The organism is Paenibacillus sp. FSL W8-0194 (assembly GCF_037969745.1).
Taxonomy (GTDB): Bacteria; Bacillota; Bacilli; order Paenibacillales; family Paenibacillaceae; genus Paenibacillus_AQ; species Paenibacillus_AQ cookii.
Map to the genome: position 1 here is coordinate 5,550,006 of NZ_CP150205.1, position 14,683 is coordinate 5,564,688.

A 14,683-nucleotide genomic window follows, 5' to 3' on the forward strand; every position below is an offset into this window, starting at 1 on the left:
CGCTTCGCGAGCTCAACTGGCTAAAGCCACTAAAGAAAAACCTGCCGCAAAAGCGGCAGGTTCCCCGTGCTGATGTTCGTTGTTCGGCTGCGATCCGTTTCGGCTCGTCTACAGCAGCTGTTCGATGGCCCCCGCCATCGCTTCCGGAGCTTCGCGCGGTTCATAACGTGCGACGACCTCGCCGCTGCGGTTCACCAGAAACTTCGTGAAGTTCCACTGGATATCGCTGCTTTCCGCGGTTCCGGGCTGCTGCTCCTTCAAATAGGCAAAAAGCGGGTGCTCGGCTTCGCCGTTGACGTCGATTTTCGCGAATACAGGGAACGTTACCCCGTAATTCAATTGGCAAAACGAAGCGGCTTCCTCGCTGCTGCCGGGCTCCTGTGCCCCGAATTGGTTGCACGGAAAACCGAGAATGACGAGCCCCTGATCCCGGTAACGTTCATACAGCTTTTGCAGGTCGCCGTACTGCGGCGTCAGACCGCATTGGCTTGCCGTATTGGCAATGACCAGCACCTTGCCCTTGTACTCCTCCAGAGAGACTTCCTTGCCCGCCGGCGTGGCGGCTGAATACGCATATACCGACATGTTCTTCCCCCGCTTTCATGGATTATCTTCCCCGGTGTTTGGCTTTGGCTTTTTGAACGGCAATTTCCCGTTTGCGCTTCGCCTGGGCTTCCCGCAGCTCTTTGGAGAGACGCGTTTTTTCCTGCTTGCGCAAATCAAGCTCCTGCTTGATGGCTTCCTGGCTTGCCGAGCTGACTCCGCGTCCCCTGGACTCCCTGGCCGCAAGCCGGGCGAGCCTTTTCGGGTTTGCCTTCGGCTGCGTTGCCTTGGCGATATCGACGCCGCAAGACAACCGGTCCGCCACGGAAGAAAGCCTGTGCAGGACAAATTCCCATACTTCCGGAAGCGAAGGCTCCCCGCCGAAAATATGCCTGCCCGCCAGCAGCTTGCCGTCCTTCTCCGCTTCCACGATTCCAACCCAATAGGGTTCTTCGAAAAATACCGTTAATTTCATGGTACTCCCCCTCTGTTCAACATGGGAACGCCGGACATCCCAAGGGGGGAAGGTTACTGACACGGGACGGCGCCGGGCCGCCGCCTCCGTGCGCCCGGACTACCAACCGGGCCGTGTTTTTGCGTTCTAATTCCATCATACACAAGTCGAAGCCGAGTGCAAGCCGCGGCAAGCGTTCGGCCCGGATCGACGCCCGGCAAAAAAAATGAACCGAAAAAGCGCAAAAACCGCGCTTTTCGGTTCATGAATCCGTTGATGTTAACGTCCCGCTCTTCCGCCACGGCGTCCGGAAGCGTCGCCGCGGCCTCTCCGGCCTTGCGCCTGGGATGCGCCGCGACCCGGTTTGCCGCCGCCCGGGGCTCCGCGCTTGGCACCGCCGCGGACGTCCCCCTTGCGGGAGGAAGCCCGGGCCGGCTTATCCTCGCGGCGGGAACGGCTTTGCCCGCCCCGGCTCGAACCGGCGCTGCCGCCGCGCCCGCCTTCCTGCTCTTTCCGGCGGCCGGGGGCCCGTCCTTCCGCCGGACGAGGACCGCGCGCTTCCACGATCGCTCCGTCCTTTTCATACCGGCGGCGCTCAATGGTGTACTGGATGCCCTGCTCAATGCGCTGCAAGTCCCCTCTGTCCTTCGGGGATGCCAGCGTGACGGCCATCCCTTTTCCGCCGGCACGGCCCGTACGGCCAATGCGGTGGATGTAGCTGTCGACCTCATGCGGCATGTCGTAGTTAAAGACGTGGGTTACGCCTTCGACGTCCAGCCCCCTTGCCGCCACGTCCGTGGCTACCAGCAGCTGCAGCTTGGCTTCGCGGAAACGTTTCATGACCTGCTCCCGTTTAGCCTGCGACAAGTCGCCATGCAGTTCGTCGGACTCATACCCCTGCTCCAGCAGCGCCGCGTTCAGCGCCGATGCCCGGCGTTTGGTGCGGCAGAATATGATCGCGAGGTACGGACGGTACATTTCAATCATCGAGACCAGCGCCTGCTGTTTGGTCCGGTCCGTCACTTCGACGACCAGCTGGCGAATGGACTTCAGCGGCACCGGGGAATGTTCCACCTTGATCGTGACGTCTTCGGCGTCACGGGTATAAAAAGAAGCGAGCCGCTTGACTTCGGCCGGCATCGTGGCGGAAAACAGCAGCGTCTGCCGATGGTACGGGAGCGCCTGGATGACCGTCTCCACCTCGTCCAGGAAGCCCATATGCAGCATCTGGTCGGCTTCGTCCAGCACGAGCGTTTTGACCCCGCCCAGCTCCAGCGTGCCGCGGCGAAGATGATCGTTCAGCCGTCCCGGCGTACCGATAATGAGATGCCGCCCGCCTTCCAGCTTGCGCAGCTGCTTCTCCACGTCCTGGCCTCCGTATACCGCTAGGATGCGGATCTCAGTGCCCCGCGCCAGCTTCCGCGCTTCCTCCGTGATCTGCAGCGCCAGCTCCCTCGTCGGCGCAATGATCAGGGCCTGCGGGAAAGGACGGCCCGGGTCCAGTTTCTGCATGATCGGCAGCAGGAAAGCCAATGTCTTCCCCGTTCCGGTTTTGGCGCGGGCGATGACGTCCCGTTCGGCCAGCGCCAGCGGAATCGTCTCCGCCTGCACCGGCGTCGGCACGGCAATTCCGTTTTCTTTCAGGGCGGAAACCCATGTTTCCTTGATGCCCAGCTCTAAAAAATTTGGCAAAACATCCACCTCGTTATGTTCACTTTTTCGTCTGTCCCTGTTTCGAATCCATCTTCAAAATACTTATTGTAACGGATATGCCGCAAGTTGGCGACTCCAGCCCCAAACCCGTTTGCCGAATCATTCCGGATTTACCGGATTTGCCGGCAGGCCATCGTGATCTCCGCGGGCCGCCGTCATCACTCACCTTTTGCCGGGTAATCCCGATTTGATCCGCCGCCACGGCCCGGACTTAAAATTTGCCCGATTTGAAAATGGCGTACAGCAGCCATACGACCATCAGGAACGCGACGCCCAGACCGATGCCGATCACCGGAAAATGCCATAGAATCGAAGACTGCCGGTTCATGGAGGATCCGATGATCAGCCCGACCATGATGATGCTGAAGGCCAGCAGCACGATGCTGAAGGACAGCCTGTTGCTGATTTGGTCCAGCTTGCGCATGAGCGATTCCATCTCCGGCATGCTGATCTCCACCTTCAGTTTGCCCTTGCTGAACAAAGCGGAGAGATGTCTCGCCTGGGAAGGCATATCCAGCAGCGCCTCGGCCAGCCCGGCCGCGCTGCCGAGCAGCTTCCCGCGGATGCGGCGGGGGCTGAACCGATCCTTGATCAGCTTCTTTCCGAACGGCTCCGCCATGTCGATGATGCTCAGCTCCGGATCGAGCTTCTGAATGACGCCCTCCATCGTAAGCAGCGCCTTGCCGAGCAGCGTCAGATCCGGGGGCATCATAATCGCATGGCGCTGGGCTACCCCGAACAGGTCGCTGAGCGCCTTGCCGATGCCGATCTCGGAGAAAGGCATGTCGTAATATTCGTCCCGGAGCGTGTCCAGATCCCTTCGCAGCGCATCCAAATCGTTGTCTTCCGGCAGCAGGCCGAGATGCAGGATCGCGCGGACCATGCTGTCCGTATTTTTACGCATAAGAGCAATAATAAGTTCGGATAAATGATCCTTCATATCGCCGCTAAGACGTCCGACCATCCCGAAGTCGAGAAAGGCCAGGCTGCCGTCCTTCCGGAGGATCAGGTTGCCCGGGTGCGGGTCGGCATGGAAAAATCCCTCGATGAACATCTGATGCAGCATGGCGTTGACGAATCGTTTGGCGATCAGCTTCGGATCGAATCCCGATTGTTCCAATTGCTCGGGCTGGCTGAGCGTAATGCCCTCCACATACTCCATCGTCATGACCCGCGAAGAAGAATACTGCCAGAAAATCCGCGGGATGAAAATGTAAGGGTCGTCCTGAAATTGCAGCGCTATTTTTTCCGTGTTGCGGCCTTCGCGGCTGTAATCCATTTCCGCCAGCAGGGATTTGGAAAATTCCTCGACGATTTTGGTCAGCTGGTACCGTCTGGCCCATTCCCAACGTTTTTCGGCGATCTGGGACAGATCCCGCAAAATCGCCAAATCGCGCGTAATGGTTTGCAGCGCGCCGGGGCGCTGGATTTTGACGGCCACCGCTTCCCCCGATTTCAGCTTGCCCAAATGGACCTGCCCGATGGAAGCGGCCGCAACCGGAACGTCGTCAAAACGAGCGAACACCTCGGCAACCGGCGCCTCCAGCTCTTCTTCCAGAATGCTTCGGGCGGCTTTCGCCGGGAAAGGGGGAACCTGGTCCTGCAGCTTCACCAGCTCCCTGATCACGGTATCCGGCAGCAAATCCGAGCGCGTGCTCGCAAGCTGCCCAAGCTTCACGAACGTCGGCCCCAAATCCTCCAGCACGAGACGGATCCGCTCGCCGAGCGTTTTCGTCTCCGCCTGCTCATGCTTCAGCCGGCGCCGCGGCAAGGACAGCATCTGAAACAATCCCAATTCCTCCACCATGTAGCCAAAGCCATGACGCATGAGCGCCATGGCGATTTCCCGGTAACGACCGGTATGCCTGATGCGGACGGCCATATCACGAATGTCCCGTTTCCGGCGCCCGCTCCCCGGCGGTCCCTTCGCGTTCGGCGAGCTTTCGTTCCAGCTCTTCGATGCGCCGCTCCAGATCGGCAACCTGCTTTCCGGAAGGTACATGAAGCTCTGTCAAAATCCGCTGAACTTGCTCCCTCAGAAAATCTTTGAACTGGGACTTCTCCTCCTCACCGCGTTCGACCAGCCGTTCGATCAGGTCCTTGGATTCCGTAGGCGCCAGTTCGCCGCGCTTCACCAACTCTTCGACCGTTTTTTCGATTTTTTCCTTGCTGACGATGGTCAGGCCCCATCCGAGCGAGATGGCTTTTTTCAACAGATCACTCATCATATTCCCTCCCATGGTTCATTTTCCCTTATTATACCCTGAAATCGCCTTACGTATTTAAAAGACCGTTATTCTGACGCCGCCGAAAATCGGTTTCCCTCCGAACTTAGCCGGGAAGATGGGCCGCCCAGCGGGCTGCCTGCAGGATGAGCTTGCGGATTTGCGGGTGCTGGAACGTCGGCTCATGATGGCCCGGCATGAAATAAACGACTCTGCCAAGGCCGTATTCATGGGTCCAGGCTGCCGGGTACCAATCTTCCCCAAGCTTGTATTCAAGCAGCACCTCTTTTTCCGTCAGCGGATCGAACCGGATTTGGTAAGGCTCCTCCTCGAGTTCGAACGGTTCGACGCCTTCGGTCACGGGATGTTCCCCGCTCACGCGGAAGGAGATCGGCTGAATCGGCGGATGCCCGTCAAAACGGCCGCCCATCAGCTGAGCCAGCTCATAACGGCGGTTCCCCAGCGACAGGCCGTTATGAAGCACCAGCAAACCTCCCCCCTGGCTGACATAAGAAAGAAGACCCGACGTTTGCTGCTTTGAAACCTGATCGTCCCACAGGTCGAAATAGCAGATGCACAGGTCAAACGGCTTCAGATGCTCGAGAAGCAGCAAATTTTTGTTTTCGCTGCATTGGACCGAGATGACCTCGTTCAGTATGTAGCTGATCTGCGCGTCCACGCCCTGCAGCGGATGGAATTTCGGATGGGTATAGTCGCCGAGCAAAATGCTTTTTTTATTGTACAAAGCTGTTCCTCCTTCGGTAAAACGCATTCTTGGCTATTCTTATATTGTCATATTCCACAATTTTGAATGCATGAAACACGTGCGGGCGGATCGACGCCCTTTCGCAGGGAGCCTAATTAAAAAGGGATGCCGCTTTCGTCTGCATCCCTCTATGGCTTTCATGCCTGAACCAATACACCGAATATGATTTTTACGCATCCTGCGTCTGAAAATAACGCGCAAGCTCGACAAGCATGCTGCCCATCCGCTCGTCCCCGGACGGATACACGACCCGCGCGATGCCTTCCTCCCGCAGCGCCTGCGCCGTCAGCTTGCCGACGGCCGCGGCGACGACGGGCCCTTCGAAGGCGGCTATCAGCGCCTCAAGTTTGCCCTGGCGCCTAGCGTATTCCGCCAAATTGCGGATTTGCGGGGCGCTGGTGAAGGCGGCGGCGTCGACCGCGCCGGTCAAAATATCCCCGAGCAGCCGCTCCAGCTGCTCCGGTTCAGGCGGGGTATGCCGGTAAGGCAGTACCTTCCGGACCTTCGCGCCCTGCTCCGCGAGCCACGCTTCCAATTTCGGCGCCGGATCGCCGTGAAGCTGCAGCACGACCTCCGCGTCCCGAAGCGGATATTCGGCAAGCCCGCGGATGAGGCCCGACGTGCTGCCGTCATCGTCGCGGACGAGAGCTTCGAGCCCTCTTTTGCGCAGGGCGTTTACGGTTTTGTACCCTCTCGCGGCCAGCGACGATCGCCGCAGCGCATCGAGAAAATCCTCTTCCGCGCCCATCTCGGCCGAAACGGCGAACAACGCATCCAGCCCCATGCCGGTCGTCAGGATCGTCCAGTCCGGAGGAGACCCGATCCAATCCGCCAGGTCGCCCCGCACCTTTTCGTCATCCAGAAACACCGTGCCTTGGGCAGGCCGAACGAGGGCCGCACCGCCCATTTTTTCAACGATTTTGACCATGTCCTCCGCTTTGCGCGGACCCGTTAGGGCAATTGTTTTACCAGCCAATCGGTTTCCCATTGACGTATTCTCCTCTCCCGGAAGCGAATCTGTTTTGAACAGTATACTTGACGGGAAGAACGAGGGAAAGGAGTTTTCCGAGTTTTATGGCTTTCGGCCGCACACGTCGTAATACGGTCCTACATCGGCGCGCCCGCCCTCTTGGACAAGCGGTGCTTGAGCCGCTGGTTGTACAAATACCGAACGACAAAATAGGAGGCGACTCCGAGGACAAGCCCGAAGACGGACATGCCGATCAATACGTGCAGGCCTCCCTGCAGCAGATGCTTGAAGATCGTAAAATCCCCTTGCAGCAAATTGCGCCAGGCATGCTCCTGCATGGGCACGTCGATCATTTTTTTCGGAAACAGCCATTCCCCGATTTTTTTGGCAAAAGGAAGCAATACGATAGGCAGGAAGGTCAGCTTGCCGATGACGTTGCCGATAATGGCGGCGGGGAGCGATCCTCCGGCAAGTCTGACGGTGGGATAAAAAATAAGATACACGAGCGATCCGGTCGAAATGACGATCATTTCGAGCCCGAACCCGATCGCGAATCCGAGCGAAACCTTCCTGGCTCCGCCCGGGGAACGGAACAGCTTGATCATATTGAAGCGCAGCTTCCGCGAAAATTTATGGAACAGGTTGTATTTCTTTTGTTTTTTTATCATGCGATCACCCTTCATAACCCATGGCGGCGTCAAGCCGCATGGAGAGCCGTACCGTCAAGGCCTGCCCTTATGCCCATTGTATCATTTCCGGGCCCCTTTTTCTAACGATACGTCGCCGCCGTGTTCCCTTCTCTTCACGTTTTTTGCAGGATGGTGAACGAGAAAAATCAGGATCGGCAGGACAAGGATGAAGAAAAGGGCAATCAGCGTCCATACCTCGTTGAAGTTAAACAGCTCGATCGAGTTGGAATAAAACCAAAAGGCGCAGCTGTAGGCAAGCAGGCCGATCGGCGCCGCCATCATTTTTCCCGATACCGGCGGAATGACGAGTTTCAGGCCGTAGCAAATGATATACAAGCTGATGGCCAGGTTCAGCAGCATCCCCGGGTACCACAACGCCACCACGATCAGGTCGAAACGGTCCAGAAAGTCTGTAATACGCAGCTGCCGAACCAGTTCGTACGTGGGGTACATCATTCGCTCGGTAATCTCCACCCCAAGCAAAAGAATGTCCATGATCACCGCGGCAGCCAACATCCCGACGACGAGCAGCGTGGCATAGAAACCGTACTTGAATTTGAAATCCTTGCCGGAAAAAATGAACGGAAGAATCAGCATCTGCCCGATGTACGCGACGGATATCCAGCTCCCCTCGGTCACTCTCCCCCAATCGACATGCAGCAGGGGCCGCATCAGCCCAAAGTTGAAGTCCCGCAAGGCGATGACCGGCATCAAGGCGAACACGATAATGATGATCGGGCCGTATAGCTCCGTGATCCCCAGGACCGTCCTGGCTCCGCCCCGGGCAATGTAAATAACGGTCGCGGTAACGCAGAGCGCCGTAATGAGGAGCGGAGTAATCGGCAGGAGCACGACGTTCGTAAAATCCGAAACGATCCGGATATCCCGTACGAGAATCATAAAGAAAAACAGCATGTACAGCACCACCAGCACCCGGCCGAGTGCCGGGAACCGGCTGATGAGCGACTCGAACAGATTTTGGCCGGGAAACCGCAGGGAGCTGCGGGTCAGCATATACAACAGCACCAGAATTAGGGCGCCGGATACCAGAAAACTGATAAAAGCATGCTGGTGGGCCCTGGAAACCAACTGGTTCGGCACGTTCAGCGCCGTTGTATTAATCACGTAGATCATGCCGAGCAGCACGATTTGGCGGGCGGTGATTTTTTGCACGTCAAACGTTCCTCCTTCACCTGACTTAATGTCCGGGGATTTTCGCAAATCCCGATCCTAAAAAGGCACTAGCGGGCCAAGCCATTTCTGCAACCATACGGAAGCATACACGACGCGGCTGATCTGCAGCGTATAAGCGAAAATGCCCATCCCCGCCAGCAGGAAAATATAGGTGAACCAGCGGTTGATTTTGGGAAGATCGCGAATCACCTTGAAGTCCGTAATCAAAATGATCGCGGAGGCAATCACGTAAATAATCAGAATTTTAATCATGTTTCAGTTTTACGTCCTTTCTGCCGAACGGTTTGTTTACCGCCCCGATGTTTTCGATATGCAGATTGGTGTTGACCACGACCTTGACGTTCGGGTAAAGCTCATCCCAGCGGTCCTTAAAGCGGTCCCAGGCTTTCGGATTTTTTTGGTGTATCGTCCGGCCGAATCCGAGGATATCGGTATGGTACTGGTCTTGAAGTTTATGAAGCCCGGTCTTGATCTGGGCGATGATCTCCTTGCTTGCCTCCTGCTCCAGCCGGTTCATATGTTTTTCATCGCCTAGAATGTAGTTGGAGTTGTTCTCGATGACCCCTCCCTTGGCCAAAATGTCTATGTGCATCGTAATGTTGTCGCCGTGGATTACGGGTCTTAACGTCACCAGGTTTTCGATGAACGTGATCGTGATGTATCCTTTCCCGCTGGGGCTCGGCACCGCCACGTCGTATGTCGTAGACTGATTCATGGCCAAATTGATCATTTTTATTTCCGGTCCCTTCATGACCCCTACGAGACGGTCATCTTTGAACAGGGCGAGACCGGTAATTTGAATGTTCTTTTTTTCGTTCTGGTCCCCGATATTATCGGGAACGGCCTGCTGCAGCGAAATGTAAGGCAAAACTACGTCAACGCCGGTTGTCAGCAGATCGTTGGCGAGGACTTTAAGCGTGACTGGCGTTTTCGTGAATTCATTCATCAACTCGCGGATCATTTCGCTCGGGAACTGTTCCATCGGCGCGGCCGCGTCCATGATTTTATAGGCGGGCCCTTCCGTGATCGCGACCAGGGACGAAAGCCGGTTTTGCGGAATGCGCGCGAATTGGTCGAGCATTTCGCTGATGCCCCCTTTGGCGAATTCCTCTCCGACCAGCAGCGTTCTGCGGTGGGCGAAAGAGAGTCTCCGCGAGTTACCCGCTTGGATTTGCAGGTTGGAGTTGCGGAGCGTGATTCCCTTCTTCGATTCCAGATAGTACTTTTTGTTCCCGGCCGTTCCGCCTCCGCCGCCTTCGCTCCCGCTCCCGCCCAAACTGCCGGGAAGCGCGATTTGCAGCGTGCTCCGGACCTGATCGCCTTCTTTGTCCACGCAGGAGCCGATCACGAACGCAACGTCGTTAATCTCGGTGCGGTCCCAGCAGCCGGTAAGAGCGACGGACACGCTCAGCAGCAGCCCTGCGGCACGTATTTTTTTCATCCAACATCACCATACCTTGTCGGAAACGGGGTTGCCGTTGATATCCGGCTTTTCCCGCTCCGAATTTTTCTTCGACAGCCAGGACGGCCGCGTACGCATTTTCCACCATGGGACGCGAACGAAAATATCTTTGTGGTCCTGCCCATGGAACGGGCTGACGCCCGACATGTACGGAACGCCAAGCGAAGACAACTGCGTCACGTGAACGAGAATCCAGGTAATGCCGAGGATAATGCCGAAAAGCCCCAGCACGCCTGCCAGCAGCATCAGCGGAAAACGCAGCAGGCGAATCGTAATCGCCAGATTGAAATGGGGGATCGTAAAGGACGCAATCCCCGTCATCGAGACGATGATAACCATCGGCGCCGAAACGATCCCTGCCTGGACGGCCGCCTGCCCGATGACCAGCGCACCGAGGATGCTGACCGCCTGGCCGACCGTCTTCGGCAATCGAATCCCGGCTTCGCGCAGCGCTTCAAAGGATATTTCCATCATTAACGCTTCGACCAGCGCCGGAAAAGGAATGGCCTCCCGCGCCGCGGCGATGCTCAGGACAAGCGTCGTCGGCAGCATGTCCTGATGGAACGTCGTGACCGCAATGTAGAGGGATGGCAGAAACAATGCGATAAACAGAAAGATATACCGGATCCACCGGATGAAATTCGTGATGAAAAAACGTTCGTAATAATCCTCGTTCGCCTGCATCAACTGGAAAAACGTCACGGGCGCGATCAGCACGAGCGGCGTCCCGTCCACGAAAATGGCGCACCGGCCTTCAAGCAGCTGCGCCGCGACGCTGTCCGGCCGCTCCGTATAGAGCATTTGCGGAAACGGCGAATACGGGTGGTCCTCGATCATTTCTTCGATGTAGCCCGATTCGAGCACCCCGTCGATTTTAATGTCCTTGAGCCTGTTTTTGACGTCGTTCACCATCTTTGGATCCGCAAGGCCTTCGATATAAGAAACGACGATGTCCGTCTTGGTATCCGTCCCCAGCACCATGCGGTACATCTTGAGATTCGGCGTCTTCACCTTGAACCGGACGAGCGCCGTATTGATGCGGATCATTTCGGTAAATCCTTCGCGCGGGCCCCGGATGACCGATTCCGTCTCCGGCTCTTGGACCGGGCGCCGGATGCCGCCCTTGATGTTGAACAGATGCGCTTCGCTCAGGCCGTCCACGAACACCGCCACGCTGGAATTGAGGATGCCCTCCACCGCGTCGATCCATTTCGTGGCGCTCATCACCTGCGGCAGGGAAACGCGGGTATTTTCCAGCGGTTCGAGATCGGCAGCCTTGATCTGCTCCGGAGGATGTTCGTTTTTCATCCGCATGTACGCTTCGACGATCGGCTCAAGTATATGCCCTTCAAGCTCCAGCGAGAGCACGATGCCCTCCACGTAAGCAATGAATGCATTGATGCCCGGAGCGATTTCGATGGAGCGGAATACCATATCCGAGCAGTCTCTAAAAATCGTTTTTAAGGTCTGGATGTTCTGATCGAGGCTTTTCTGGATCTCCAGCTTCTCCCAAGGGGGAGAGGGGAGCCCGAGCGGAGTGCCGGAGGCAAGCCCTTGGGCGCTGCTTCCGGGGTTCTTTCCGCGTTTACTCATGTTCTAACCCCCTCGTATGCCGGCTATAATATGGACGTATGAGCCATAGGTTGTGCCAAAATTGGATAAATTATGTGTTGTCGGCCCCGGCACCCCAAAAAAATGAACATGCCCGCAAAAGCAGACCTCGACCGCTCGGCCGGTTGAGTTGCTTTTCGGGAAGAAGTCGCGGGAAATTATTCGGACAACTGCGCAAAAAAGGCCGTGCCTGTCATGGGCACGACCTTTCCCTGCCGGGAGCCTTTATTCGATTTTAAATTTGGCCACCAAATGCTGCAGCTTCTCGGCCAGGCTGCTCAAATGCTCGGCGGAAGAAGCGATTTCTTCGATGGACGCAAGCTGTTCCTGGGCGGAAGCCGATACCGACTGCGTATTATCGGCAGCCACCTCCGACAGGCTCCGGATATGGCGGATCGCCTCCACGGCGCTTTCACCGTTCCGCGCAAGCTCTCTCGAAGCTTCCGCCGCGGAGTGGATGCCTTCCGCCGCGCCTTGAACCGCTTTGAGGATCCGGGTGAACGATCTGCCCGTAATGTCTGCGGCTTCCATGCCTTCGGCCACCCGGCCCTTGGCATCTCCCATCGCCGCAAGCACCCGCTGCATTTCCGAACGCATGCCCGCCACCAATTCTTCGATGCGCTTCGCCGAATGGCCGGACTGTTCCGCCAGCTTGCGGACCTCGACGGCCACGACCGCAAAGCCTTTCCCGTGCTCACCTGCACGCGCCGCCTCGATGGAGGCGTTCAGCGCAAGCAAATTGGTCTGCTTGGCGATTTCCGCCATGAGCGTGACGATTTCCCCGATTCGGCCGGTACGTTCGCTCATATGCATGACGACTTCGTCCAGCTCGTGAACGGTGGCATGGATTTCGCCCATTTTGCCCGTGACGTCTTCGACCGCGGCGTTGCCTTCCTCGGCCGACCGTGTGGTCCGCTCCATTTTGGACAAAGCATCATCCATGTGGGTGCGGATTCGCTCCGACTGCGTGGACATGATGTCCATGCTGCCCATGCTTTGCTCCACGCTGCGAAGCTGCTGTTCGCTTCCCGCGGCCACTTCCTGTATCGCTTCCGTCACGGTTTCGATCGCTTGGGTCGTCTGGTCGGCGCTCGTCGACAATCCTTTGGCGGACAAGCTTACCTGTCCGGTAATTTCCTGGACGTTGACGATCATGCTCCGAAGGTTGTCCACCATCGCTTGGAAATGCCGGCTGAGGTGGCCGATCTCGTCCCTGCTGGAGGTATCGATCCGTGCCGTCAGATCCCCTTGGCTGATCCGCTCCGTCGCCTGCGTCAGCTTGCTGATCGGACGGATGATCGACCGGACGTTCAAGAAGATGATCGCCAGCGCCGCCAAGATGGACGCCGTCATCACGATGATCACCGAATTGCGGATTCCGTGCGCGGACGCTTCAATGTCGGCCTCGAACATCGATCCGGCCACCTTCCACCCGGTCAGCCTGTTCGTCGTAAAAGCGAGGCGGCGTTCCTCATTTTCAAAGGTATATGAGAAGTTGCCCTCAGACTTGCCGTAAAGCGGTTTGAGAAATTCGCCCTCCGCCTTTTTGCCGGTATATTTCGGATGGACGACGTAGTTTTGGTCCTGGTCGGTAATGAATATGTATCCTTTGTTGCCAAGCTTCATATTGGTGAGCGTCCGGATATTGTCGAGATTCAGCTCGATCGAGAGAACGCCTTTCCCGGACGGAGCCGCCTGCGAGATCGACACGGCCATCTTTCCGTTGGCTGCCTGGAATACCGGCGATACGACCGGCTTGTCCCCTTGCTTTAAAGACTGGATATACCAGTTCTGCTTCGTGACGTCATATTGCTGCGGCAGAGGATCTTCGGAAGCGCGGACGAAATAACCGCCCTCGATGCCCAGAACGACGTCCTTCACGTCGGAATGCATATCCATGTATTCACGCAGCTGCAGCTTCAGTTCCCCTCCCTTTCCGAGCGGATCGCCGATGGCCCGTTCCAAATGGGGCTGCTTCAGCAGATATTCGATATCGTTCATTTTCGCCTGGATGTTCTGGGAGATGATATTGTCGGCCGATTTCGTGCTTTCGAGCGCGCTGTTCATCAATTCCTTCGCATTTGCGTTTTTGGCGGATTGGTAGGATAGAATGCCGATCATGAAGCTGGGGACGAGCAAAACGATAAGATACGTCATGAATAGCTTTCTCTTAATGGAAATTGAAAATCGTTTCACAATGGCATTTTCCTTTCTGCATCATTAGGACTTAAGGCATGTAAACAACGACATACCAAGGACATAGTTATTTGGGCACTTCTTCATAATATATCGGAAAAGTACACAAATTTTTTTCAACTATTATCCAATTCATTGAGAATATTCTATCATCTTCCGCTTCATAGGCAAAGAGGCCCAGTTTCAAAATGTGAAGCCCAACAAAATTTTCGCAAAATAACATGACCTGTGCCCCCATTGGCTTTCCCTAAACGTAAAAAAGGACAACCCTCGTCGTTGGGCTGTCCTTTTTTCAGCTGCGTTTCGCCTTCGTGATCCGTCCGCTGAGATCCGCAAGCTCCTGCCTGACCTTGGTCATCTCCGCGATTTTGTAATCGACAAGTTCGAGCTGCTTGCTTACCGCCTGGGACATCTGCTCCAGCTCGGCTTGCCGCTGCGCCTCGTCCAGGGACGAGGAGGCGTTGCTCCGGTGCTTCATCACCTGGTCGTGGATCTGCAGAAACTCTTGGATTTCCTGAAGCGAGAAACCGAGAACTTTTTTGGCAAGAACGATATTTTTAAGCTGCTGGACATCTTCTTCCGTATATAATCGGATTCCTCCATCCGACCGCTCCGGCGATTTGATGAGGCCGATTTCCTCGTAATAGCGGATGGACCGTTTCGTTAATCCCGTTTCCTTGGCGACATCGTCGATTTTAAGCCATTCCAAGCCGTTCTCCCCCTAGGTAAAGGTATACTTCAAGTATATCGTTCCGTGGAGGCGAAAGCCAATTTTTCAACTGCTCAACGGTACGAAAAACAAAAAAAGAATGGCCGCCGCAGGCCATCCTTTTCGCTGCATCCACGCTTACGGCCGAGCC

Annotated in this window: 14 protein-coding genes; all 14 read right to left on the bottom strand. The window is 56.4% G+C overall.

The window, feature by feature from the left end; all coding sequences use genetic code 11:
• Nucleotides 1-108: 108 nt before the first annotated feature.
• Complete coding sequence (locus MKY58_RS25675; RefSeq protein WP_339322598.1) at nt 109-585, bottom strand: glutathione peroxidase; 477 nt, start codon at nt 583-585, stop codon at nt 109-111.
• A 22-nt stretch (nt 586-607) separates the two neighbouring features.
• The gene (locus MKY58_RS25680) at nt 608-1,018 is read right to left on the bottom strand and encodes a YjdF family protein (RefSeq protein ID WP_339322599.1); all 411 of its coding nucleotides are present in this window, start codon (nt 1,016-1,018) and stop codon (nt 608-610) included.
• Nucleotides 1,019-1,276: 258 nt separating this feature from the next.
• Entirely contained in the window at nt 1,277-2,689 is a 1,413-nt protein-coding gene (locus tag MKY58_RS25685; RefSeq protein ID WP_339322600.1) for a DEAD/DEAH box helicase, read from the bottom strand.
• A 232-nt stretch (nt 2,690-2,921) separates the two neighbouring features.
• Nucleotides 2,922-4,592 carry an AarF/ABC1/UbiB kinase family protein gene (locus tag MKY58_RS25690; RefSeq protein WP_339322601.1) on the bottom strand — a complete coding sequence of 557 codons (1,671 nt, stop codon included), beginning with the start codon at nt 4,590-4,592 and terminating at the stop codon, nt 2,922-2,924.
• A 1-nt stretch (nt 4,593) separates the two neighbouring features.
• Entirely contained in the window at nt 4,594-4,935 is a 342-nt protein-coding gene (locus MKY58_RS25695; RefSeq protein WP_339322602.1) for a phasin family protein, read from the bottom strand.
• A gap of 106 nt (nt 4,936-5,041) precedes the next feature.
• Nucleotides 5,042-5,680 carry a ThuA domain-containing protein gene (locus tag MKY58_RS25700; RefSeq protein WP_339322603.1) on the bottom strand — a complete coding sequence of 213 codons (639 nt, stop codon included), beginning with the start codon at nt 5,678-5,680 and terminating at the stop codon, nt 5,042-5,044.
• 190 nt (nt 5,681-5,870) lie between these two features.
• Nucleotides 5,871-6,689, bottom strand: a complete 819-nt coding sequence (locus MKY58_RS25705; protein ID WP_212951095.1) for a uroporphyrinogen-III synthase — start codon at nt 6,687-6,689, stop codon at nt 5,871-5,873.
• Between the two features lie 119 nt (nt 6,690-6,808).
• Nucleotides 6,809-7,339, bottom strand: a complete 531-nt coding sequence (locus MKY58_RS25710; RefSeq protein WP_036706290.1) for a DUF2062 domain-containing protein — start codon at nt 7,337-7,339, stop codon at nt 6,809-6,811.
• Nucleotides 7,340-7,420: 81 nt separating this feature from the next.
• Nucleotides 7,421-8,533, bottom strand: a complete 1,113-nt coding sequence (locus tag MKY58_RS25715; RefSeq protein ID WP_339322604.1) for an endospore germination permease — start codon at nt 8,531-8,533, stop codon at nt 7,421-7,423.
• A 57-nt stretch (nt 8,534-8,590) separates the two neighbouring features.
• A complete protein-coding gene (locus MKY58_RS25720) occupies nt 8,591-8,806 on the bottom strand; it encodes a hypothetical protein (RefSeq protein WP_036706286.1) in 216 nt (71 codons plus the stop codon).
• Nucleotides 8,799-9,995 carry a Ger(x)C family spore germination protein gene (locus MKY58_RS25725; RefSeq protein WP_036706283.1) on the bottom strand — a complete coding sequence of 399 codons (1,197 nt, stop codon included), beginning with the start codon at nt 9,993-9,995 and terminating at the stop codon, nt 8,799-8,801. The genes MKY58_RS25720 and MKY58_RS25725 overlap by 8 nt, the downstream gene beginning before the upstream one ends.
• A 6-nt stretch (nt 9,996-10,001) precedes the next feature.
• Nucleotides 10,002-11,609, bottom strand: a complete 1,608-nt coding sequence (locus tag MKY58_RS25730; protein WP_212951100.1) for a spore germination protein — start codon at nt 11,607-11,609, stop codon at nt 10,002-10,004.
• Nucleotides 11,610-11,852: 243 nt separating this feature from the next.
• On the bottom strand, nt 11,853-13,784 hold the full coding sequence (locus MKY58_RS25735) for a methyl-accepting chemotaxis protein (protein WP_339322605.1): 1,932 nt from the start codon (nt 13,782-13,784) through the stop codon (nt 11,853-11,855).
• A gap of 331 nt (nt 13,785-14,115) precedes the next feature.
• Nucleotides 14,116-14,532 (bottom strand): MerR family transcriptional regulator, encoded by a 417-nt coding sequence (locus MKY58_RS25740; protein WP_036706279.1) that lies wholly within the window; start codon nt 14,530-14,532, stop codon nt 14,116-14,118.
• Nucleotides 14,533-14,683: the final 151 nt, after the last annotated feature.

Coding starts and splice junctions, on each gene's coding strand:
- MKY58_RS25675 (WP_339322598.1), bottom strand. CDS start 585: ATGTCGGTATATGCGTATTCAGCCGCCACGCCGGCGGGCAAGGAAGTC.
- MKY58_RS25680 (WP_339322599.1), bottom strand. CDS start 1,018: ATGAAATTAACGGTATTTTTCGAAGAACCCTATTGGGTTGGAATCGTG.
- MKY58_RS25690 (WP_339322601.1), bottom strand. CDS start 4,592: ATGGCCGTCCGCATCAGGCATACCGGTCGTTACCGGGAAATCGCCATG.
- MKY58_RS25695 (WP_339322602.1), bottom strand. CDS start 4,935: ATGAGTGATCTGTTGAAAAAAGCCATCTCGCTCGGATGGGGCCTGACC.
- MKY58_RS25705 (WP_212951095.1), bottom strand. CDS start 6,689: ATGGGAAACCGATTGGCTGGTAAAACAATTGCCCTAACGGGTCCGCGC.
- MKY58_RS25710 (WP_036706290.1), bottom strand. CDS start 7,339: ATGATAAAAAAACAAAAGAAATACAACCTGTTCCATAAATTTTCGCGG.
- MKY58_RS25720 (WP_036706286.1), bottom strand. CDS start 8,806: ATGATTAAAATTCTGATTATTTACGTGATTGCCTCCGCGATCATTTTG.
- MKY58_RS25725 (WP_036706283.1), bottom strand. CDS start 9,995: ATGAAAAAAATACGTGCCGCAGGGCTGCTGCTGAGCGTGTCCGTCGCT.
- MKY58_RS25730 (WP_212951100.1), bottom strand. CDS start 11,609: ATGAGTAAACGCGGAAAGAACCCCGGAAGCAGCGCCCAAGGGCTTGCC.
- MKY58_RS25735 (WP_339322605.1), bottom strand. CDS start 13,784: ATGACGTATCTTATCGTTTTGCTCGTCCCCAGCTTCATGATCGGCATT.